Origin of the sequence: Streptomyces sp. HPF1205 (genome assembly GCF_020400825.1) — a bacterium.
In the GTDB taxonomy this organism is placed as follows: Bacteria; Actinomycetota; Actinomycetes; order Streptomycetales; family Streptomycetaceae; genus Actinacidiphila.
Genome location: NZ_JAINVH010000001.1, coordinates 150152 through 172329 on the forward strand (window position 1 = coordinate 150152; position 22178 = coordinate 172329).

At 72.4% G+C, this 22178-nt stretch carries 17 protein-coding genes and 1 pseudogene; 7 read left to right on the forward strand and 11 right to left on the reverse strand.

Translation table 11 applies throughout. From position 1 onward, the window contains the following. Positions 1–11: 11 nt before the first annotated feature. From K7G61_RS00640 to K7G61_RS00655, 4 genes are read right to left on the reverse strand one after another with little or no spacing between them, the layout of a single operon-like run. A complete protein-coding gene (locus K7G61_RS00640; protein ID WP_225844482.1) occupies positions 12–1379 on the reverse strand; it encodes an AAA family ATPase in 1368 nt (455 codons plus the stop codon). After that, a complete protein-coding gene (locus tag K7G61_RS00645; protein ID WP_225844483.1) occupies positions 1376–2947 on the reverse strand; it encodes a hypothetical protein in 1572 nt (523 codons plus the stop codon). The genes K7G61_RS00640 and K7G61_RS00645 overlap by 4 nt, the downstream gene beginning before the upstream one ends. Positions 2948–3002: 55 nt before the next feature. Then, entirely contained in the window at positions 3003–4112 is a 1110-nt protein-coding gene (locus K7G61_RS00650) for a hypothetical protein (RefSeq protein ID WP_225844484.1), read from the reverse strand. Between the two features lie 21 nt (positions 4113–4133). Further along, positions 4134–5198 (reverse strand): phosphatase PAP2 family protein, encoded by a 1065-nt coding sequence (locus K7G61_RS00655; protein WP_225844485.1) that lies wholly within the window; start codon positions 5196–5198, stop codon positions 4134–4136. A 240-nt stretch (positions 5199–5438) separates the two neighbouring features. On the opposite strand from K7G61_RS00655, the gene K7G61_RS00660 reads away from it, so the two are divergent. From K7G61_RS00660 to K7G61_RS00675, 4 genes are all read left to right on the forward strand, one after another. After that, the gene (locus tag K7G61_RS00660; RefSeq protein ID WP_225844486.1) at positions 5439–6134 is read left to right on the forward strand and encodes a TetR/AcrR family transcriptional regulator; all 696 of its coding nucleotides are present in this window, start codon (positions 5439–5441) and stop codon (positions 6132–6134) included. Between the two features lie 36 nt (positions 6135–6170). Next, entirely contained in the window at positions 6171–6761 is a 591-nt protein-coding gene (locus K7G61_RS00665) for a histidine phosphatase family protein (protein ID WP_225844487.1), read from the forward strand. A 198-nt stretch (positions 6762–6959) separates the two neighbouring features. Continuing rightward, positions 6960–7559: a hypothetical protein gene (locus tag K7G61_RS37235; protein WP_374204014.1), complete on the forward strand. Its 600-nt coding sequence runs from the start codon at positions 6960–6962 to the stop codon at positions 7557–7559. Positions 7560–7574: 15 nt separating this feature from the next. Continuing rightward, on the forward strand, positions 7575–8426 hold the full coding sequence (locus K7G61_RS00675) for a spermidine synthase (protein WP_225844488.1): 852 nt from the start codon (positions 7575–7577) through the stop codon (positions 8424–8426). Positions 8427–8546: 120 nt separating this feature from the next. Here the strand turns inward: K7G61_RS00675 and K7G61_RS00680 are convergent, their stop codons facing one another. The 4 genes from K7G61_RS00680 to K7G61_RS00695 all read right to left on the reverse strand — a co-directional run bounded on the left by K7G61_RS00680 (position 8547) and on the right by K7G61_RS00695 (position 13441). Further along, complete coding sequence (locus K7G61_RS00680) at positions 8547–10019, reverse strand: GH1 family beta-glucosidase (protein WP_225844489.1); 1473 nt, start codon at positions 10017–10019, stop codon at positions 8547–8549. Between the two features lie 67 nt (positions 10020–10086). Further along, a complete protein-coding gene (locus tag K7G61_RS00685; RefSeq protein WP_225844490.1) occupies positions 10087–11010 on the reverse strand; it encodes a carbohydrate ABC transporter permease in 924 nt (307 codons plus the stop codon). Positions 11011–11014: 4 nt separating this feature from the next. Further along, the gene (locus tag K7G61_RS00690; RefSeq protein WP_225844491.1) at positions 11015–12013 is read right to left on the reverse strand and encodes a carbohydrate ABC transporter permease; all 999 of its coding nucleotides are present in this window, start codon (positions 12011–12013) and stop codon (positions 11015–11017) included. Positions 12014–12094: 81 nt separating this feature from the next. Then, complete coding sequence (locus tag K7G61_RS00695) at positions 12095–13441, reverse strand: ABC transporter substrate-binding protein (RefSeq protein WP_225844492.1); 1347 nt, start codon at positions 13439–13441, stop codon at positions 12095–12097. A 301-nt stretch (positions 13442–13742) separates the two neighbouring features. Here K7G61_RS00695 and K7G61_RS00700 point away from each other — a divergent pair, with 301 nt between their 5' ends. Further along, positions 13743–14765 carry a LacI family DNA-binding transcriptional regulator gene (locus K7G61_RS00700; protein ID WP_225844811.1) on the forward strand — a complete coding sequence of 341 codons (1023 nt, stop codon included), beginning with the start codon at positions 13743–13745 and terminating at the stop codon, positions 14763–14765. An 85-nt stretch (positions 14766–14850) separates the two neighbouring features. On the opposite strand, the gene K7G61_RS00705 is transcribed toward K7G61_RS00700, so the two are convergent. After that, entirely contained in the window at positions 14851–15990 is a 1140-nt protein-coding gene (locus K7G61_RS00705) for a glutathione-independent formaldehyde dehydrogenase (RefSeq protein ID WP_225844493.1), read from the reverse strand. A gap of 162 nt (positions 15991–16152) precedes the next feature. On the opposite strand from K7G61_RS00705, the gene K7G61_RS36810 reads away from it, so the two are divergent. Then, positions 16153–16341, forward strand: coding sequence for a hypothetical protein (locus K7G61_RS36810; protein WP_225844494.1), 189 nt, complete (start codon positions 16153–16155; stop codon positions 16339–16341). An 82-nt stretch (positions 16342–16423) separates the two neighbouring features. Here K7G61_RS36810 and K7G61_RS00715 read toward each other — a convergent pair. Together K7G61_RS00715 and K7G61_RS00720 are read right to left on the reverse strand one after the other, a co-directional pair. Beyond that, positions 16424–17218 (reverse strand): annotated as a pseudogene (locus K7G61_RS00715) (Fpg/Nei family DNA glycosylase); the annotation flags it as partial. Between the two features lie 175 nt (positions 17219–17393). Continuing rightward, a complete protein-coding gene (locus K7G61_RS00720) occupies positions 17394–18911 on the reverse strand; it encodes a cellulose binding domain-containing protein (protein ID WP_225844495.1) in 1518 nt (505 codons plus the stop codon). Positions 18912–19179: 268 nt separating this feature from the next. Here K7G61_RS00720 and K7G61_RS00725 point away from each other — a divergent pair, with 268 nt between their 5' ends. Beyond that, positions 19180–22104: a glycoside hydrolase family 48 protein gene (locus K7G61_RS00725; RefSeq protein ID WP_225844496.1), complete on the forward strand. Its 2925-nt coding sequence runs from the start codon at positions 19180–19182 to the stop codon at positions 22102–22104. Positions 22105–22178 lie beyond the last annotated feature (74 nt).

The window sequence follows — 22178 nt, forward strand, 5'->3', positions numbered from 1 at the left end:
CGTGGGTCCCGCTACGGCCGCCAGCTCACCCGGTGCTCGGCCAGGTGGGTCAGCACCGCGTGGTTGGCCTCCCAGCCGTCGGGGAACTTGACGGTGACGCCCAGGCGGACCGGTTCGGAGGACGGGTGCTCGTCGAGGAGTTCCGCGACGCCCGCCCGGCAGACGACCACGCAGGCGTGCCGGTGCCGGGAGGCGAGCACGCACAGCCGGCCGGTCTCCAGGTGGAAGGCCGTCGCGTCCGGGCGCCCGGACAGCGGGTGCAGCACCACGGTGACGTCGAACTCCCGGCCCTGCAGCCGGTTCGCCGTGTCGACGGCCACCCCGCCCGGACCGGCGGCGACGCCCACGGCCGCCAGCGCCCCCCGTACCGCCGCCGCCTGGTCGCGGTGGGCCGTGCCGACCGCGATCCGGTCCGCGGTCAGCGGCGCGGGCAGCGGGTCGGGCGCGGAGTACGTCAGGCCGCCGCGGTCCAGCAGCCGCCGCACGATCAGCGCCACCGTGCGGACCGCCTCGGGATCGGTGCGCGGGGTGTGCCGCGCCGGCAGCTCCAGCAGCCCCCATCCGCTCTCGGCCGCCTCGTCCAGCACCCGGTCCGGGCCGCTGCCGTCGCCGCTCACCCCGAACCGCAGCCGCCGCTCGCCCAGCGCCGTACCGCTGCGGAAGGGCGTGTACGGGTAGAAGGCCCGCGACACCAGGGGCGCCGCCGTCGCCGGGAGCCGCCACGACACGGGCAGCCGGTGCTGCGGCAGCCCCGGGTTGTGCGCGAGCAGCGTGACGACCGCGCTCGCCGAGGGGTCGTAGCTCAGCCCGGCCCACTGCTCGGCGCCGACCACGCTGAACGGGTCGAGCTGCCCGGGGTCGCCCACGAACAGCGCCCGCTCGAACAGCCCGGCCACCCGCAGCAGCGCGTCGGAGCGCATCTGATAGGCCTCGTCCACGATCGCGTACCGCCACGGCTCGGTGTCCTTGACGTACGCCCACTTCGCGGCCGTCGCCAGCACCACCGCGCGGTCGCGCAGGTCCGCCACCGAGGCGGACTTCGCGACCTGCGGGTGCCGGTCGAGCAGCGGGTCGGGCGGGGAGTCGGCGCCGTGCAGCCGGCCGACCGGCAGGTCGGGGTCGGCGGCGGCCAGCCGGTCGGCGAGGTCGTCGACCTGGGCGTTGGTCTGCGCGACGATCATCAGCGACTCGCCCGCGGCGGCCAGTTCGCGGGCCGCGCGCACCACCAGCGTGGACTTCCCGGCGCCGGGCGGCGAGTCCACGACCACCCCGCGGGCGGTGCCGCGCACGGTGCTCTCCAGGATCGCCGCGGTCGCGGCGGCGGCCTCGGCCGCCGGATCGAACCCGTCCGTACGGGCGGCCGGCGCGTGCTGGGTCACAGGTAGTCCTCCGCGGTCACCGGGTCGGGCGGCTCCGGTACGGGCGCGGCGGCGCCGGGCGGGCCGCCGTGCGTCCAGGGCGTGTTCTCGGCCTCGGGCAGCGCGGGGCCGCCGCGCGGTTCGTGCTCGAAGAAGGTGAAGGTCACGGTGTCGCCGGGCGAGGGGACCGAGCCCTCCTTCGGGGTGCGGCCGCTGCCCATGCCGCCGGTGAGCCGGACGGTGACCAGCCAGGCGCCCCGCGGCTGCCCGGGCCCGTCCGCGCTCTCGACCGCCACCAGTTGCGCGCTCTGCGCCGACTTCGCCGTCGGCAGCGCCCGGTACGCCTTCGCGCCCGGCTCGGCCTGCGGCAGGTCGGCAGTCTCCACGGTCACCAGCGGGCGCGGTGTGGGCCGCTTGCTGTCGGAGTACGCCATCTCCACGCCGGTCACGCGGCCGGTGAACGCCTCGCCCGCCAGCCGCCGCTCCGCCATGGCCAGCGGGTCGTCCAGCGCCTCCTGGGCCAGCAGCCTGGCCTGCGCCGCCTCCCGCCCCGCCAGCTTCTGCGCCGCCGTGATCGCGTCGTCCCGCTTGGGCTGCGGGGGCTCGCCCGCCCGGACCCGGTCCCGGTGGCCGGTGAACGACCAGCGGTCCCGCCGCCACCGCTCCTCGGCGTGCGCCGCCTCGGGCAGCGTCCGCAGCAGGTCGATGCCGCGCCACACGTCCTCCCACGTGGGCCGCAGCTGCGACGCCACCAGCTCGCGCACCTCGGCCTCGGCCGCCCGGGCGGCCGCGCCCCCGCCCCGCGCCGCGTCGTAGCGGGCCAGGGCCGGGGCCAGTACCCGGTTGTCGAAGGCCGGGTCGGTGGCCGGGCCCGCCGGCGGGCTGAACAGCAGGCCGTCCGGGCCGCGGCCGGTCTCCGCGCGGGCGGCCGCCGCGGCGCCGTCCATGCCGGGCGGCGGGTCGATCCAGCCGAGCAGGGCGCCCAGGTGCTGGTCCTCCATGGCGGACTGGCCGGTGGTCCAGTGCCGGGTGAGCTGGTCGGTCACGGCCCACAGCAGGGCGCTGCCGGGCGTGCGGGCGCGTTCGGCATAGTGCGTCAGCCAGCGGCCGAGCAGGGGTACGGGGGCGGGCACGGGGTGCGGCGCGTCCGGGTCGTCGGCGGTGCGCAGGAACCGGGTCGAGCGGCCGATCAGCCGTACGTACTCCAGGGTCGTCGAGTTGGGCACCACGATCTGCGGCGCGTCGGCGCACAGCTCGACCGGGTCCCCGGCACGGGCCCGGTCGCCGGCCGGTTCGGCCTCCACCCGGTCCTCGTACTCCGCCAGGCGCGGCAGCAGCACTCCCGCGAGGTCGGCGAAGAAGGCGAACCGCAGGTCCCGGTTCAGCGGCTGCGGCACCACCAGCAGCTCCGGTGCCTCGCGCCGCCACCCCACCATGGCTCCCAGCGGCGCCCCGGCCTCACCCGCGGTCGTCAGCAGCACCAGGACGACGGGTTCCGCGGCGAGCCGCAGGTGCCGCACGGTCGCCGCCGGCACGGCCCGCCCCCGGACCGCGGCCTCCGCCCGGGCCAGGGCCTGCATCACGCTCACACGGGCCTCCCGTTCGTACCGCTCCCGTACCGTCCGCCGGACCCGGTACGCGCCCTCACCGGGCCCCGTCCTTCGCCGCGAGCGCCTCCGCGCGCAGGGTCGCCGCCCGGCGCAGGGCGGCGACCGCCGGATCGGAGGCGTCGCCCTCCTTCCCGGAGGCGGCCGCCAGGACGGCGTCGACCGTCGTCAGGTCGCCCAGGTCGCCGCGCAGCGCCCGGCCGCACGCCTCGATCCGGCCGGCGGCCTGTGCCGCGTTCCGGCAGTGGAAGGAGAGTTCGCACGCGGACAGGCACTCGGGGGCGTACGCGGCGGGAACGGCGTCGACCGCGGCGCGCAGCTGCGCGGGCGGCCTGGTGGGGCCGCGGCCGTCCGGGCCGCGGCCGAGGTCGAACGTGGTGCCGGGCGGGAGGCCCGAGGCGATCTCCTCGATGCGGGTGAGCCGGGCGAGCTGCCGCCGGGTGACCGAGAGCTGGCGCCGGACGTCGACCCAGGAGGCGGTGGGCAGGTTGGAGAAGTCCTTGGGGCACACCAGCAGCACGTCCGTGCGGGTGCGGCCCGCGGCGAGCATGTCGAGCGCGAGGACGTACACCGCGGCCTGCCGCGCCGCCGCGCCGACCTTCACCGCGTCCGCGCCGCCGTCCAGGATCGGGAAGGACTTGATCTCGGCGACCGTCCACTTCCCGTCCGGCCCCACGGCCACCGCGTCGGGCTCCAGGTAGGCGACGGACCCGGCCACCTCCAGGGCGAGCAGCGGGTGGTCCAGCAGCGTCCAGCCGCCGGCCGCGGCCTGCTCGAACGCGAGCCGGGTGCGGGCGGCGCGGCCCTCCGGCCCGGGCGCGGACAGGTCGGGGACCGCGGCGGCCCGCGCCTGCTCCTCGTCCGCGCCGAGCAGCCGCAGCAGTTCGGCACCCCCGTCGGCCTTGACCCGGGTCTCGAAGGCATGCCCGCGCGAGAAGGCGAACCGGGACTGCCCGAACGGCGCCGGCGCCCCCAGCACCTCGGCCACCGCGCCCTTGTCGACCCCGGCGGCGTCCAGCAGGGCGCGCCTGCGGCAGCCGGGGTTGGCGGCGAGCGCGGCCAGCGCCCGCGCGTCCAGGGGGCGGGGGGCGCCGCCGCCGCGCAGTTCGGCCAGCCTGTCCCGCAGCGAGTCGTGCGTAGTACTCACCCGCGAAAGTGTGGCACCCGGCTAGGACATCCTGCCGCGCCCGGCGTGTTCTCCGCGGGCGGCGGCGTCCGGTCCCGGACCGTCCTCGTCGTCGCCGCCGGGCTCGCGCCCGGCCGCGGGTCCCTGCGCGCGCTCCTTCGCGGCCGGGGCGTCCCCGGCGTCCCTGCTGTTCCCGGCGTCCTTCGTGTCCCGCGTGACCTGTACCGGCAGCGTGACGGTCCGCCGCGCGGACTCGCCCGCCGGGACGAGGACGGGCGCCACCCGCGCCCCGGTAAGCGTGCCTTCCCCGGCGGCGGCGGACGCGCCGCGCGCCCCGCGCGCCCTCGCCTGGAGCACGTCCACGACCCGCAGGGAAGGCCGGGCCAGCACGTAGCCGACGCCCATGACGGCCACGCCCGCCGCCACGTCCATCAGGTAGTGGTTGGCCGTGCCCATGACCACGATCGCGGTCGTCACCGGGTACAGCACGCCGAGGACGCGCAGCAGCGGGTTGCGGCCGTAGCGCCACAGCTGGATGCCGCACCACAGCGACCAGCCGACGTGGAGGCTCGGCATGGCCGCGTACTCGTTGGTGAGGTGCCCCATGCCGCGCGGGGCGCTCGCGTCGGTGCCCCACCAGCCCCAGTCGCCGTACTGCGCCATGGTGTCGATGAAGCCGTGGCCGCCGGTCAGCAGCCGGGGCGGGGCGGTGGGCAGCAGGGTGAAGCCGATCAGGCCGATCAGGGTGGAGATCAGCAGCCAGGTGCGGGCCACCCGGTAGTGGGTCGGGCGGCGGCGCCACAGCCACACGAGTATGGACGGCGTGACGATGTAGTGCAGCGAGGCGTACGCGAAGTCGGCGGGGACGCCCAGGAAGGCGTGGTCCGTGAAGAGGGTGTTGAACCAGCGCTCGGGATCCAGGTGCAGGACCTGCTCGAAGTGGAGGATCTTGGCACCGTGCCCGACGGCGTCGTCCACATCGCCCCGCACCAGCAGGCGGGCGCCCGAGTAGAGCGCGTACATGACGGCGATGAGCGGCAGTTCGGTCCACCAGCGCAGCCTGCCCCGGTACGCGGAGGCTCGCGGCGCGGCGGCGGTGATCGTCATACGGACGTCTCTCCAGGTTCTCCGAAAGGCCGCGGGCGGCGGTCATGGACTTGTGTCGTAGGCTTAACCGTACGACGTACGTTATCCCTCCCGTGCACCGCCCCGGAAATCAGGCGGGAGACACCGTTCGTACGGTGTTCAACCGCCCGTTGGCAAGGGTAGGCACCGATGAAGGACGCCGCACCGCCGCCGCGGGTTGCCGCCGCGAGAGGTATGACAGACAGAGAACCCGAGAATCCCATGTCCGTGACCCAGCCGGTGCGCGCGCCCCGGCGCCGCGCCCCCCGCAACTCCCTCAACGCCGACCGCATCCTCGACGCCGCGATCACCCTCCTCGACCGCGACGGCGCCGAGGCGTTCACCATGCGCGCCCTCGCCGGGCAGCTCGGTGTCGCCACCATGGCGGTGTACTCGCACTTCCGCGGCAAGGAGGAGATCAGCGACGCCGCCGCCAAGCGGCTGCTGGACACCATAGAGCTGCCGCCCGGCGGGACCGCCGACCCGGCCGGCGAGCTGCGCGAGGTGTGCCGCCAGGTGTACCGGCTGTTCACCGAGCACCCCTCGGCGCTGCAGCTGCTGACCGCGCGCCCGGTGCGCGGGGACGAGGCCATCGCCGTCATCGACCGGATGCTCGCGCTGCTGCGCCGGGCCGGCCTGTCCGGGCCCGACGCGGCCTGCGCCCACGTGGCGCTCATGCAGTACACCGTGGGCGCCGCGCTGTGGAACATCCGGCGGCGGCGCGCCGTGTGCGAGGAGGGGCTGGGCGAGCGGGTGCGGACCGGGCTCGACTCGCTCCCTCCCGACCGCTACCCCACGCTCGTCCAGCTCGCGCCCGAGCTGGGCCGCGCGCACGACAACGCGACGGCGCAGTACGAGGCCGGGCTGGACGCGATGCTGCGGGGGGTGCTGGCGGGCCCCCGGGGGGACGGGGCGTAGCTTGGCCCTTCGCATCCCCTGACGAAAGGTCCCGCATTGGCCGCCCGCATCATCCTGGTCCGGCACGGGCAGACGCAGTGGTCGCTGTCCGGCCGCCACACCGGTCTGACCGACGTCCCGCTCACCGACGAGGGGCGGCGCACCGCGCTGCTGCTGGGCGCCCGGCTGGCCCGCGCGCCGTGGGCGGACCTGGCCGAAGCCGAGGTGCGCACCTCGCCGCTGTGCCGCGCGGCCGAGACGGCGGCGCTCGCCGGCTTCGGCCGCGCCAAGGAGTGGGACGCGCTGGTGGAGTGGGACTACGGCGACTTCGAGGGGCTGACCCCGGCGCAGATCGAGGCGCGGCGGCCGGGCGGCAGCATCTGGCGGGACGGCGTGCCGGGCGGCGAGTCCCCCGCCGCGCTCGCCGCGCGCGCGGACGAGGTGGTCGCCTGGGCCCGCTCGGCGCCCCGCGACGTCATGGTCTTCGCGCACGGGCACATCCTGCGCACCCTGGGGGCGCGCTGGCTCGGCCTCGACGTGTCCTTCGGCGCGTCCCTGCGGCTGGACCCGTGCTCGCTGTCGGTCCTCGGCTGGGCCTACGGGGAGCCCGCTCTGGAACGGTGGAACGACACGGGGCACCTGGGGTAGTCGGGACAGGTGGGGAACCCGGGGCGGGCGGGGTCGTACTGATGCGACCAGATGCCCGCCGCCGCCGCGAAACGCCACACAACGCCACCCCTCGGGGCGGGGCGCGGGCGTAGCCGTCCGCGGGGTCGGGGCGTTGTAGTGGACGTGGTGCCGGTCACCGCGTGGCACCGCACTTCGCCGACATGAGGAGGCAACCCCGTGAGGCAGCGCACAGGTTCGCATACGTCGGAGCCGACGCCCGAGGGCAGCGCGTCGCCGCCGGACTGCGACATGGTGACCGTGCCGGCCCGTCAGGGCCTGGAGGCGGCCGACCTGCTCCGGCTGAGCCACGGCGGGGTCGGCCCGGTGCTGCACGACCGCACCGGCGACAGCCTCGCCTTCCTCGTACCGCCCGGCACCGCCGAGGCCTGGGACGTGCCCGGCAGCGAATGCACCCACCCCGGCGGCCAACCGCCCGCCCCGCACGCGGGCTGGCTGGTCCCCCCGCGCACCGACATCGCCGTGACCGATCCGGCGGTGCTGCGCGCCGCTCTGGGCGCGGCCGCGCGGACACTGCGGCTGGCGGACGGGATCGGGTGTGCCGGCGGGCGGGAGACGCCGGGGTGTACGACCGGGCGGGAGGGGGCCGCCGCGGGCGGTTCCGGGCCGGACGGGATCGGGGCGGGCGGCTCGATGCCGGTCGGCTCGGGGACGGGGGGCTCGGGGACGGGCGGCTCGATGCCGGTCGGTTCCGGGCCGGACGCCGGCGGCGGCAAGGAGCGGCGGGCCGCCGCACCCGGGGATGCGGACCCGCGATGAAGCGATAATCGGACCATGGCCAGAAACCGCCGCAGCCCGGAGCCGCGCACCGTCCCCGTGGCCGGCGGGACCGCCGCGCTCGTACCCGATCCGGACCGCCCGCGGGCCTGGACGCTGACGGTCGACGGGGCGCCCCAGTCCCATGTCGACCTGGACGACCCGGGCCACCTGGACTTCCCCTACCAGCGGCGGCTCGGCCACCTCGTCGACCTGGCGGCCCCGGCCGGCAGACCGGTCACCGCGGTGCACCTGGGCGGCGGCGCGCTCACCCTGGCCCGCTACCTCGCGCACACCCGGCCCCGCTCCACCCAGCAGGTGGTCGAGGTGGACGCGGCACTGACCTCGCTGGTCCGCGAGGAACTGCCCTGGGAGCGGGGATGGCGGATCAAGGTCAGGACCGGGGACGCCCGCGAGGCGCTGGGGAAACTGCCCGACGGCTGGGCGGACCTGGTGATAGCGGACGTCTTCAGCGGCGCCCGCACCCCCGCGCACCTGACGACCGCGGAATTCCTGGCCGCGGTACGGCGGGTGCTGGCGCCCGGCGGCGTCTACGCGGCGAACCTCACCGACGGCGGCCCGCTGTCCTTCCTGCGCGGCCAGGTGGCCACGCTGCGGGCCGCGTTCGCGGAGACCGCCCTGGTAGCGGAGCCCGCGGTGCTGCGGGGGAAACGGTTCGGCAACGCCGTGCTGTACGCCGCCGACGGCCCCCTGCCGCTGTCCGACCTCGCCCGCCGGGCCGCCACCGACCCGGCCGCCGCCCGGCTCGAACACGGGCGCGCCCTCGCCGACTTCGCGGCGGGGGCGCGCGTGGTCACCGACGCGGACGCCACGTCCTCACCGGCGCCCCCGCCGCGCACCTTCGGCTGACCGCCGGGGCGGCTGACCGCCGGGCGCTGATCGCCGGGGAGTTCCCGGGGTGCGGGAGGGGAAAAAAGTGCGGTGCGGTTGCGGCAGCACCCTCAAACCGCCGCAACCGCACCCGTGCCTTCAGGACTTCCCGTCCTCCTCCGGTAGGTCCTGAAGGACGTTGTCGCGCGCGACGCCCGCGTACCACTGCGCGCTGCGCTTGGGGATCCGGCGCTGCGTGGCGAAGTCCACGTACACCGTGCCGAACCGCTTGCTGTAGCCGTAGGCCCACTCGAAGTTGTCCATGAGCGACCACAGGAAGTACCCGCGCACGTCCGCGCCGTCGCCGATCGCCCGGTGGACGGCCGACAGGTGGCTGTGGACGTAGGCGATGCGCTGCGGGTCGTTGACGGTGCCCTCGGGGGAGACGTAGTCGTCGTACGCGGCGCCGTTCTCGGTCACCATCAGGGCCAGGTCGGGGTGCTCCCGGGTCAGCCGCATCAGCAGGTCGTACAGGCCCGACGCGTCGACCGCCCACCGCATCGCGGTGGTCTCGCCGGGCGGCAGGTGGAAGGCGACGTGCTCGGAGCCGGGCCAGGGGGAGTGGTCGCCCCCGCCGTGGCCGTCGTTGCGCGGCACCTCCACGCCGTCCTGGCGGACGCGGCCGTCGGAGACCAGCGTGGGCGTGTAGTAGTTGACGCCCAGCAGGTCGATCGGGCGGGAGATCTCCGCGAGGTCGCCGTCCTTGACCAGCGCGTTCCAGTCGACCACGTGGGAGGTGTCGGCCATCAGGTCGGCGGGGTACTCCCCATCGAAGAGCGGGCCGAGGAAGACCCGGTTGCCGACGGCGTCGATCCGGCGGGCGGCGTCCAGGTCGGCCGCGGACTCGCTCAGCGGGCGGATCTGGTGGAGGTTGAGGGTGATCGAGGTCTGCGCGGTAGCGGGGAGAGCGGAGCGCAGAGCCCCGATCGCCCGGCCATGGGCGAGGTTCAGGTGGTGAGCGGCCTTGAGGGCCGACTCCGGGTCGGTGCGGCCGGGGGCGTGCACACCGGAGCCGTAGCCCAGGTACGCCGAGCACCACGGCTCGTTGAGCGTGGTCCAGAACGGGACCCGGTCGCCGAGCGCGCCGGCCACGATCTCCGCGTAGTCGGCGAACCGCTCGGCGGTGTCCCGTACCGTCCAGCCGCCGCTGTCCTCCAGCTCCTGCGGCAGGTCCCAGTGGTACAGGGTGACCAGCGGGGTGATGCCGCGCTCCATGAGCTCGTCGGTCAGCTTGCGGTAGAAGTCCAGTCCGCGCTGCACGGCCGGTCCGCGTCCGGTGGGCTGCACCCGGGACCAGGAGACGGAGAAACGATACGCCCCCAGGTTGAGGTCACTCATGAGGGCGACATCGTCCCGGTACCGGTGGTAATGGTCGGCCGCGATGTCGCCGGTGTCCCCGTTCAGCACCCGGCCGGGGGTATGGCTGAACGTGTCCCAGATCGATGGGGTGCGGCCGTCCTCGGCTGCGGCACCCTCGATCTGGTAGGCGGCGGTCGCCGCCCCCCAGAGGAACCCGGGTGGAAAACGGAGCGAGCGCGAGGTTTCTGCACTCTCGGACTGGACGGCTGTCACAAGGACTCCAACTCATGCATCAGGAAGGCAACAGGGGCATGCGGGGATACGGTGCCGGGCCGGCGGGTCAGCTCTTGACGGCTCCCGCGGTGATCCCGCCGACGATCTGCTTGCCGAGCACAACGAACACCAGCAGCAGCGGCAGGGTGGCGACGAGGCAGCCGGTGACCACGATCGCGTGGTCCACGGCGTGGTTGCCGTTGCCGAGTCCGGCCAGGGCGACCTGGACCGTCGGGTTCTGCTGGCTGAGCGCGATGAAGGGCCAGAAGAAGTCGTTCCAGGACTGCACGAACACGAGCATCCCGAGCACCGCCATGGCCGGCCGGGCGATGGGGAACACCACGCTCCAGATGATCCGCAGGCTGTTCGCCCCGTCCACCCGGGCCGCCTCGATCAGTTCGATGGGCAGTGCCTCGGACAGGAACTGCCGCATGAAGAACACGCCGAACGCGGCCACCAGCGACGGCAGGATCACCGCCTGGATGTGCCCGACCCAGTGCACGTTGGTGATGATCTGGTACAGCGGGATGACGCTCAGCTGGGGCGGGATGGTCATGGTCGCCACCACGACGGTCAGCAGCGCGTTGCGGCCCTTGAACTCCAGCTTGGCGAAGGCGAACCCGGCCAGCGTCGCGAACAGCACCGTGCTCAGGGCGACGGTTCCGGCCACGATCGTGGAGTTGATCAGGGCCTTGGTCATGTCGACCTGGTCCCAGACGATCTTCAGGTTGTCGATCAGGTGGCTGCCGGGCAGCAGCGGGGTGGGCGGGGTGACGATCTCGGTGTCCGTCCGGGACGCCGCGACCACCGTCCAGTACAGCGGGAACAGCGACAGCAGGGCCGCGAAGGACAGGATGATGTACGCGATCGGGCCCGCGTTCTGCTGCTTGCCGGCACCGTCGGCGCCGAACCTGCGCCGGCCGCGGCGCTTGCCCGCCGCGGAGTGCCGGGGGCCGGGCACCGCCCGGGAGGTGTCGGTGAGTTGTGCCATGGGGTCAGCCCCCTACCTTCCGGCGGTTGAGCCGCATCACGAACAACTGGATCGCACCGATGAGCAGCAGGATGAGCAGCATCACCCAGGCCACGGCGGACGCCTGGCCGAGCTCGTTGTTGTTCCAGCCCTTCTCGTACATGTAGAGGCTCAGCGTCTGGTACTGGTGGGCCGATCCACCGCTCACGCCGACGCCGCCGCCGTAGAGCAGCGGTTCACCGAACAGCTGGGTGGCGCCGATGGTCGACACGATGATGGTGAAGAAGATGGTCGGCCGGATGGACGGGATGGTGACGCTGAGGAACTGGCGCCAGCGGGAGGCGCCGTCCAGCGCCGCCGCCTCGTACAGGTCGCCCGGCACCGCCTGCATGGCGGCCAGGTAGATCAGGGCGTTGTAGCCGGTCCAGCGCCAGGTGACGATCGCCGAGATGGCGATCTGCGCCGGCCACTTGGAGCTCTCCCAGTCGATGTGGTGCACCCCGACGTGGCCCAGCAGCTGGTTGGCGATGCCGTAGTCGGGGTTGAACAGCTGTACGAAGACCAGGGACGCGGCGGCGATCGAGGTCGCGTACGGGGCGAGGATGGCGACGCGGAAGAAGCCGCGGGCGCGCATCTTGTAGTTGAGCAGGTGGGCCAGGCCCAGCGCCATCATGAGCTGCGGGACGGTGGAGATCACGCCCAGCGTGAAGGTGTTGCGCAGCGCGTTCCAGAAGAAGGTGCTGTCCCACAGCCGGGTGTAGTTCTTGAAACCCACCCAGTGCGAAGGGGCGCCCAGTTCGGCCTGGTGCAGGGAGATCCAGCCGGTGTAGATCAGCGGGAACAGCCCGAAGGCCGCGAAGATCAGGAAGAAGGGCGCGATGTAGGCGTAGGGGGACGCCTTGGTGTCGAACCTGTAGAGCTTGGTTCGCCAGCTCGGGGGAGGTCCGGGGTCCGGCGGGGAGGTGGGGGCGGTACTGGCCTTCGGCGGGTAGCCATCGGCAGTAGCCCTTACGGAGGTGGCCACGAGGGCGTCCTTCCGGTCGGGGTGTACGGACCGCCCGGCAGGTGGGAGTCACTGCCGGGCGGTCCCGCAGGTGGCGGTGTGCTAGTCGGAGATCTTGTCCTTGACCAGGGCCTTCACGTTCGCCCAGGCCTTGTCCTTCGACGTGCCGTGCTGCTCCATGTCGAGGATGCCGTTGTCGGTGATGAACGTCTTGACCTGGCCGTCATTCGGGCCGATCGGCGCGGGCTGCACGCCGGCGGCGGCACCGGCGAAGATCTTGCCGACGGGGGTGCCGGGGAAGTAGTCGTTCGTGGCGTTCAGCACTGCCGGGTCGTTCAGGCCCGCCTTGGTGGACGGCAGGTTGCCGAACTTCTGGAAGACCTTGACCTGCTGCGCGGGAGCGGTCAGCCACTCCGCCAGCGCCTCGGCCTCCTTGACGTGCTTGCCGCTGGCGGGCACGGACAGGAACGAACCGCCCCAGTTGCCGGCCTGCGGCGGAGCGGCGATGTCCCACTTGCCCTTCAGCGCCGGGCCGGAGTTGGTGGAGACGATGCCGACCATCCAGCTCGGGCACGCCACGGTGGCGAACTTCGACGTCTTGAAGGCCGCGTTCCAGCTGTTGTCGCTGTTGAACTGACGCAGCTTGGCCGTCAGGCCCTCCTGCACCGCCTCGGTCGACAGGTCCCAGGCGGTCTGCACGCCGGCGCTGGTGTCGTAGACCAGCTTGCCGCTGGCGTCGCTGTACTGCGTGGGCTGGCTGGCCAGCACCGCGTTGAACAGGCCGCTGCCGGAGTCGGTGAACGCCACGCCGTGCGGGGCCTTCTGCTTGAACTGCTTGCCGACGTCGACGAACTTCTGCCAGTCGCCGGCCCACAGGCGCGCGACCGCGTCACGGTCGGAGGGCAGGCCGGCCTGCTGGAACATGTCCTTGCGGTAGCAGATGGCGGTCGGGCCGATGTCCGTGCCCAGGCCGATCACCTTGCCGTCCGACGTGGTGGCCTGCTTCTCCTTGTAGCTCACCCAGTCGTTGACGTTGACGCCGGAGACCTTGCTGAAGTCCACCAGCTTGCTCGCGATGTTGGGCTGGATCGCCTCGGCGATGTAGCCGACCTCGATCGCCTGGATGTCGTCGAGGCCGCTGTTCTGCGAGAGGTGGAGCTTGAGGGTGTCCCAGTACTGCTGACCGTCGGAGGTGGCGTCCTCGACCACAGTGATGTTGGGGTGCAGCTTGTGGTACTCGGCGTACAGCTTGGCGCCGGTCTTGTCGTCGTAGCCGAACGACCCGAAGTCACCGACGTGCAGGGTGATCTTCTCGTTGGAGCTGCCGCTGCTGCCGTTGTCCTTCTTGTCGTTGCTGCTGCTACTGCAGCCTGTGATCAGGACCGCGCAGGTCGCGAGACCCGCGACCGCGATGACAGCGGTCTTGCGGGTTCTGCCGGAAATGCGCATTCCACTCTCCTTGTCAGGGTGGGTCATGAGCGTGGGGGTGTTGCGAAAGTTCCCCGGGAAGGTGCGGTGTGGGAGCGCTCCCACTTAGGCTTTCCGGAACATTCACGCCTCGGAGGGGTCAGTGTCAAGATGTGAAGTCCATTTCGTTGCCGGAACGTGTCCGGCGGCGACGGGCGATCAACTCTTGAACAAAGGCAACCTCCGAGGCCGGATGCTGTGGGAGCGCTCTCACGCGGCTCTCACCGACGGTCCAGCCGAGCGCTAAGGTGGCGCGAAGTGAAGTCAGGAGGCGGCAGTGGCCATGAACGGTCGGCACAGCGGGCGGCCCACCTTGGAGGAGGTGGCCGTACGCGCCGGAGTCGGACGCGGTACGGTCTCGCGTGTCATCAACGGGTCCCCCCGCGTCAGCGACCGGGCCAAGGCCGCGGTCGAGGCGGCCATCGCCGAACTCGGCTACGTTCCCAACCGGGCGGCCCGGGCGCTGGCCGGCAACCGCACCGACGCGATCGCCCTGGTCATCCCGGAGCCGGAGACCCGGCTGTTCGCCGAGCCGTACTTCTCCGACATCATCCGGGGCATCGGCGCGGAGCTGGCCGACACCGACATGCAGCTCCTGCTCACACTGATCCGCACGCCCAAGGAGCGGGCCCGCTTCGCCCAGTACCTGTCCGCCCACCGGGTGGACGGCGTGCTGCTGGTGTCCGTCCACGAGGACGACCCGCTGCCCGACCTGCTGGAGCAGCTCGACATGCCCGCCGTGCTCAACGGCCGCCGCTCCGACCTGGAGTCGGTGAGCTACGTGGACGCCGACAACGTCGGCGGCGCGCGGGCGGCCGTCGCGCACCTGCTGGACCGGGGCCGCCGCCAGGTCGCCACGATCACCGGCCCGCCCGACATGTACGTGGCCCGCTGCCGCCTCGACGGCTACCGGCAGGCCGTCCGGGACGCCGGCCTCGTCCCCCGCGAGAGCCTCGTCGCGCACGCCGACTTCACCGAGGAGGGCGGCCGGCGGGCCATGCGCGAACTGCTCGACCGCGAGCCCGGCATCGACGCCGTCTTCGCCGCCTCCGACCTGATGGCCGCCGGCGCCCGCGCGGTGCTGCGCGAGTACGGCCGCCGCGTGCCGGGCGACGTCGCCCTGGTCGGCTTCGAGGACTCCGCCATCGCCCGCCACATGGACCCCGCCCTCTCCTCCGTGCGCCAGCCCACCGAGGAGATGGGCCGCACCATGGCCCGCGTCCTGCTGGAGGAGATCGCCGAACGCGCCTCGGTGCGGCGGCACGTGGTCCTCGCGACCGAGCTGGTCCAGCGCGACTCGGTGTAATGCGGCCCGGGCGTGCCGGTGCCCGCGTCCGCCGGGCGGACGCGGGCACCGGCGCCGCAGCGTGGGCGGCGAGCCCGGGGCGTACTCACGTGCCCGGGTGCAGCACCACCTTGGTGTAGCCCTCGATCCGCTTGTCGAACTTGTCGTACGCGGACGGTGCCTGCTCCAGCGGCAGCTCGTGGGAGACCACGAAGCCCGGCTTCGCGCGGCCCTCGATGATCATGTCGCGCAGCCGCCGGTTGTAGCGCTTGACGTTGCACTGGCCGGTGCCCAGCCGCAGGCCCTTCTCGAAGAGGCGGCCGATCGCGACGCCGAGCATGCCCTGCTTGGCCTGTTCGTCGGGGCCGCCCGGGTCGCGCGGCACGTAAAGGCCGGGTATGCCGAGCGCGCCGGTCGGCCGTACCGTCTCGATCAGCGAGTTGAGCACGGTGGCCGGCTCCTCGCGGTCGGCCGACTGGGCCTGGGCCTGGTAGCCCACGGCGTCGACGCCCTTGTCCGTGCCCTCGCCGCCGGTCCGGTCCTTGATCTGCCGCACCGGGTCGCCCTGGGAGAAGTCGATCGGGACCGCCCCGATCTCGCGTGCCTTGGCCAGCCGCTCGGCCACCCGGTCCACCACGAACACCTGCTTGGCGCCGCGCAGCAGCGCCGAGTACGCGGCCATCAGCCCGACCGGGCCGCCCCCGTACACCGCGACGCTGTCGCCCGGCGAGACCCCGGCCAGTTCGCAGCCGTGGTAGCCGGTCGGGAAGATGTCGGCGAGCAGAATGAAATCGGTCTCGTGCTCGGTGCCCTCCGGCAGCTTCAGGCAGTTGAAGTCGGCGTAGGGTACCCGCAGATACTCGGCCTGGCCACCGGGCCACGGCCCCATCGACACATATCCGTAGGCACCGCCGGCGAATCCCGGATTCACCGTGAGGCAGAATCCCGTGTAGCCGTCCACGCAGTTCTTGCAGAATCCGCAGGCGACGTTGAAGGGCATCACCACGCGGTCACCCTTCTTCAGCGAGGTGACCCCCTGCCCGGTCTCCTCGATGATCCCCATGTTCTCGTGGCCGAAGACGATGCCGGGCTCGGCGCCCGTCCGCCCCTCGTACATGTGCAGGTCGGAACCGCAGATCGCGGTGGACGTGACACGGACGACGACGTCGTTCGGATGCTGGAGGGCGGGTTTCCCGACGTCCTCGACACTCACCTCGAACGGTCCCTTGTAGACGACGGCCCTCATCCTGTCCTCCGATCTTCGTTCGCCCCCACGTGACCCACTTCTCATGCTCCACCCGGGTTATTTTCCCGACAACTCGGATAGGCTGGCGCGACACCTTCAACCTTCATCCTTTTATCGCCGCCCCGGCCCCGGCCCCGTGTTCTCGTGAACGAGGTGAATGACGTGACATCCCGCCGCGGAACCCTTCTCGTCCCGGTGCCCGGCCTTTCCGGCACGGTTTATCCGCCGGGTACGCCGGTCGCCGTCACCGGCCGCGGCTCCAGCGTGGACGCGTTCGTCGAGGGCGACTGGCTGCCGCTGTCGTGGTGGGAGTTCGCGGAGGGTGTGCAGGAGGCCGCCCCGGAGGCGTGAGGAGCCGGCGCGGCTGTCTCCCGTCCTTCCCGCCCGGCCCGAGGGCGCCGTCCCGCCCGTCCTTCCCGTCCGGCTGGCAGTGCGGGCACCACATCGTGTGCCGCCCGGCGATGCGCCCGCCGCGCAGCGCGGTCCCGCAGCGCGGGCAGTCCGGCTCGGGCCGGTCCCGGTGGCCGGTCAGCCAGCCCGGGCGGTCGGGGACCCGGCCGGCCCGCGCCGCCGAGCGCAGCACCCGGCGCATCTCGCCGTGCATCCGGTGGCCCTCGCGGGCGGTCACCTCGCGGGCCGGGCGCGCGGGGTTCACACGGGCCCGCCACAGGATCTCGTCGGCCAGCAGGTTGCCCAGCCCGGCGACGGCCGACTGGTCGATCAGGACGGCCTTGACCCGCCCGCGCCGCCCCGCCAGCACGTCCTCGAACTCGTCCTCGCCGACGCTCATGGCGTCGGGCCCGAGCCGCGCCAGCGTCCGCTCGGCCGTCTCCTCGTCGACCAGCCGGATGCCCTGCAGCTTGCGCTGGTCGCGGTAGCGCAGCTCGCTCCCGTCCTCCATGACGAGGACCACCCGGTCGTGCGGATGCCGCTCCCGCCCGGCCGGGCAGGTCAGCAGGCCGCCGGTCATCCCGAAGTGCAGCATCACGACCCGGACCCCACCGACGCCCGCCTCCCGGTCCCGGCCGTCCTGGGCGGTCGGCGCGACCAGCCACTTGCCGTGGCGGTACGGGTGCCCGAGGCGGCGCCCCTTCAGCCGCCGGGCGAAGGCCCGGGCCGTGATCCCGCGCAGCACCCCGGCGTCCGCCACGTCGACACGCGCGATCCGCCGCCCGGCCACGCCGTCCAGTGTCCGGCGGAACCCCTCGACATCGGGCAGTTCCGGCATACGCGAAGCCTTGCCCGTCACGCGCCGGCCATGCGGCCGGCCGCCGGCTCCTCCCGTACTTCCCCGTACGCCCGTCCTCCCCGTACCGGGTGGCGTCCCGCGTGCCGGACATGGTGAGGGGCGGCCCCGTGCACGCCATCCATGCACGGGACCGCCCCGCTCGTGGGGCCGGACGTCAGCCCAGCGCCGCCAGGTGGTCCCGCAGCCCGATCCCGTAGGAGGTCGGGGTGCCGTCGTAGGCGGAGATCAGGGACGGCCCGGAGGAGCAGTCCCAGGTGTTCCAGGTCCAGCCGAGGTAGGACAGGTCATGGGCGTCCAGCCACGCCATGTACTGGTCGATGAAGGAGTGCCCGCAGTCGCTCTCGCCGAGTTCCGTGGACACCAGCGGGACCCGCGCGGCGACCGGCGCCAGTTGGGAGTCCCAGCAGGACGCCGAGGAACAGGAGTTGAAATTGTATACGTGTACGACCGCGCCCAGGTTGCCGGCCGGGTCGGTCGGCTCGTGCGTCAGCCAGCCGGTCAGGTCGTTGGAGTACGCGACGCCGCCGAGCAGGATGACGTTCCGCGCCCCCGTACCGCGCACCGCGTCGACCAGCGACTGCATGCCGGCCACCCGGTAGCCGATGCCCGGGCAGGTGCCGCCGTCGCGCCAGCAGGTCCACGCCTGGTCGGCGGTGGCGGCGGCCCGGTCCGGGAAGGGCTCGTTGAACATCTCGAAGACCACGGACGGCTCGGACTTGAAGGTGCTCGCCACGCTCTTCCAGAACGGGATCGCGTACTGGGCGTCCGGCATCGGCTTCTGGCAGGTCGCGTTCACGTCCGGGCAGCCCGTCGAATTGCCGGTGTAGGTGCCGTGCGTCCAGTGCAGTTCGAGGATCGGCGTGATGCCGTGCGCGACCAGGCGGTCGACGAAGCCGCTGATCGCGGAGACGTAGTTGGCTCCCGCGTCGGCCGCCGGCACGTAGGACAGCCCCTCCCAGCAGTCCTCGTTGAGCGGGACGCGGACCGCGTTGACGCCCTTCCAGCTCCGGATGGCGTTGATGGCGGTGTCGTCCACCGGCCCGTCGAAGATGCCGCGCCCCTGCGCGCACATGAACTCCGAGCCCGAGCGGTTCACGCCGTGCAGCACCACCTGCTTGCCGGTGGAGTCCACCAGCCGGTTGCCCGACACGTGCAGCTCGGGCGGGGCGCTGTCACCGCCGCCCGGCGGTGTCGTGGGGGGCGTGGTGGGCGGTGTCGTCGGGGGTGTGGTCGGCGGGGTGGTCCCGTCGGTGTTGCAGAGGGTGCCGTTGAGCGCGAACGAGGTCGGCGCCGGGTTGCTGCCGGACCAATCGGCCAGGAAGCCCGCGCTGACACTGGCGCCGGTGGCCAGCGCGCCGTTGTAGGACATGCTGCTCGCGGTGACGGTCGTCCCCGACTGCGTCCAGGTGCCGTTCCAGCCCTGGGCGACCTTCTGGCCGCCGGGGAAGTCGAAGGTCAGCTTCCAACTCGTTGTGGGGGCCGCGTTGTTGGTGACGACCACGTTCCCCTGGAATCCGCCGTCCCACTGGTTGGCGACCGAGTAGACGACCGCGCAGGCGGGAGCCGCGCCCGACGCGGAACCCGCGGCCAGGGTCGGCACAAGGGCGGCCGCGGCCGCCGCGGTCGTCACCGCGGCAACCGATACCGCCGCGGCGCGCGTTGGTCGTCGCATGTGCGAATCCTCGGTGTGGGGGAGAGGACGGGTGTGGACGCGCTCCCACTGGTCCGCGGCGAACCTTAGCGCCAAGTGGGCCGTACCGGTAGGGGTGATGTAAAGAGGTCTAACAGTGGGTCCGGCAACGCCCTCGTGAACACGGGGTTTCCCTTCGACTCTTGACACCCCATCGTCAAGCAACCGATGGTGGGAGCGCTCCCACTGGTCCAGCTCCACATCATCCCCCCACATCCCCCCACACCGAACCGCGAGGAGGACGTCTCGCATGCCCAGAGGAAGACCGTTCAGGAAGCGGACACGGAGGCTGGCGACGGCACTTGCCGCGGCCCTCGCGATCCCGCTCGCCATGACGGCGGCCGGCGGCGGCTCCGTGGCGCACGCTGACACCCTGCAGTGCAGCGTGGACTACTCGACCAACGACTGGGGCTCCGGCTTCACCGCCAACGCCAAGATCACCAACCTGGGCTCCTCCGCGATCGACGGATGGACGCTCACGTACTCGTACACCGGCAACCAGACGCTCCAGAGCGGCTGGAACGGCACCTGGTCGCAGTCCGGGAAGAACGTCACTGTCAAGTCGCTCGACTGGAACAAGACAATCGCGGCGGGCGGCAACGTCACCACGAGTGCCAATTTCAACTACAGCGGCAGCAACACCGCTCCGACCAGTTTCTCCGTGAACGGTACGGTCTGCGGGGGCGCTCATCAGCCGCCGCTGCCGGTCCTGACCAGCCCGGCGGCGGGCGCCACGTACTCGGCGGGAGCCACGATCCCGCTGGCCGCCACCGCCGTCGCCGCGGACAGCGCGACGATCACCAAGGTGGAGTTCTACAGCAACGACACCTTGCTGGCCACGGACACCACGGCCCCGTACTCCTTCGACTGGCCGGCCGTCGCCGCGGGTGACTACTCGGTCTACGCCAAGGCGTACGACAGCCTGGGCGCCTCGGCCGAGTCGACCCCGGTGGGCATCCACGTCGCCTCAGGACCCTCGCTGGTCGTCTCGCCCTCCACCTTGACGGTGCAGCAGGGCAAGACCGGCACCTTCGGGGTGAAGCTGTCCAGCGCGCCCAGCGGCAACGTGACGGTGGCGGTGGCCCGCAAGTCGGGCAACACCGGACTGTCCGTGTCGGGCGGGGCCGTACTGACCTTCACCTCGTCGAACTGGAGCACCGCGCAGAACGTCACCCTCGCGGCCGACTCCTCCGGCACCGGCGCGGCCACCTTCTCGGTGAACGCCACCGGCTACTCCGAGGTGGACGTCACGGCCACCGAGATCGGCGCGGCGAGCGACTACGACCAGCGCTTCCTGACCCTGTACAACAAGATCACCGACCCGGCCAACGGCTACTTCTCCAAGGACGGCATCCCCTACCACTCGGTGGAGACGCTGATCGTGGAGGCGCCGGACTACGGGCACGAGACGACGTCCGAGGCGTACTCGTACATGATCTGGCTGCAGGCGATGTACGGCCAGGTCAGCGGTGACTGGAGCAAGTTCAACGCGGCGTGGGCGACCATGGAGAAGTACATGATCCCCCAGCACGCCGACCAGCCGACGAACAGCTTCTACAACGCGAGCAAGCCGGCCACCTACGCGCCGGAGCACCCGCTGCCGTCGGACTACCCGTCGAAGCTCGACTCCAGCGTGCCGGTGGGCGTCGACCCGATCGCGGCCGAACTGAAGGCCGCCTACGGGACCGACGACATCTACGGCATGCACTGGCTGGAGGACGTCGACAACATCTACGGCTACGGTGACACGCCCGGCGGCGGCTGCGAGACCGGCTCCGGCAGCGGCCCGTCGTACATCAACACCTTCCAGCGCGGCTCGCAGGAGTCGGTGTGGGAGACCGTGCCGCAGCCGACCTGCGACGCCTTCAAGTTCGGCGGCACCAACGGCTACCTGGACCTGTTCACCGGGGACTCCAGCTACTCCAAGCAGTGGAAGTACACCGACGCACCCGACGCCGACGCGCGCGCGATCCAGGCCGCCTACTGGGCGGACACCTGGGCCAAGGCGCAGGGCAAGGAGTCGGACGTGTCCGCCACCGTCGCCAAGGCCGGCAAGATGGGCGACTACCTGCGGTACTCCTTCTTCGACAAGTACTTCAAGAAGATCGGGAACTGCACCAGCCCGACGTCCTGCGCGGCGGGCACCGGCAAGGACAGCGAGCACTACCTGCTGTCCTGGTACTACGCCTGGGGCGGCTCGTCCGCCACTTCCGGCGGCTGGGCCTGGCGCATCGGTGACAGCGCCGCGCACTTCGGCTACCAGAACCCGCTGGCCGCCTACGCCCTGACCACCGACCCGGCGATGGCGCCGAAGTCGGCCACGGGCAAGACGGACTGGACCACGAGCCTGCAGCGCCAGCTGGAGTTCTACCAGTGGCTGCAGTCCAGCGAGGGCGCCATCGCCGGCGGTGCCACCAACAGCTGGGACGGCGCGTACGCGCAGCCCCCGTCCGGTGACTCCACCTTCTACGGCATGGCGTACGACTGGGAGCCCGTCTACCACGACCCGCCGTCGAACCAGTGGTTCGGCATGCAGACGTGGTCGATGGAGCGCCTGGCCGAGTACTACCAGCAGACCGGGAACGCCACCGCGAAGGCCATCCTGGCCAAGTGGGTGAAGTGGGCCATCTCGCAGACCACCATCAACGCGGACGGCACCTTCCAGATCCCGTCCGACCTGCAGTGGACCGGTCAGCCCGACACCTGGAACCCGTCCAGCCCCGGCACCAACGCCGGCCTGCACGTGACGGTCTCCGCGTACGGCACCGACCTGGGCGTCGCGGCCTCCCTGGCCAAGACGCTGGCCTACTACGCCGCCAAGTCCGGTGACACCGCGGCGCAGAGCACGGCCAAGGCGCTGCTGGACGGCATGTGGAAGAACTACCAGGACCCGCTGGGCATCGCGACGCCCGAGACGCGCAAGGACTACAGCCGGTTCAACGACCCGGTCTACGTCCCGTCCACGTTCAACGGCACGATGCCCGACGGCGACAAGATCAACTCCAGCTCGACCTTCCTGGAGCTGCGCTCCTGGTACAAGAACGACCCCAACTGGTCCAAGGTGCAGGCCTACCTGAACGGCGGCACGGTGCCGTCCTTCACGTACCACCGCTTCTGGGCCCAGGCGGACATCGCGATGGCGATGGGGGCGTACGCGCTCCTGTTCAACTCGTGAGCCGCTGACCGACCCCCGGGTGCGGGGGCGGCGGGAGATGACCCGGGCGTCCTGACAGGCCCCGGCCCGCCGGC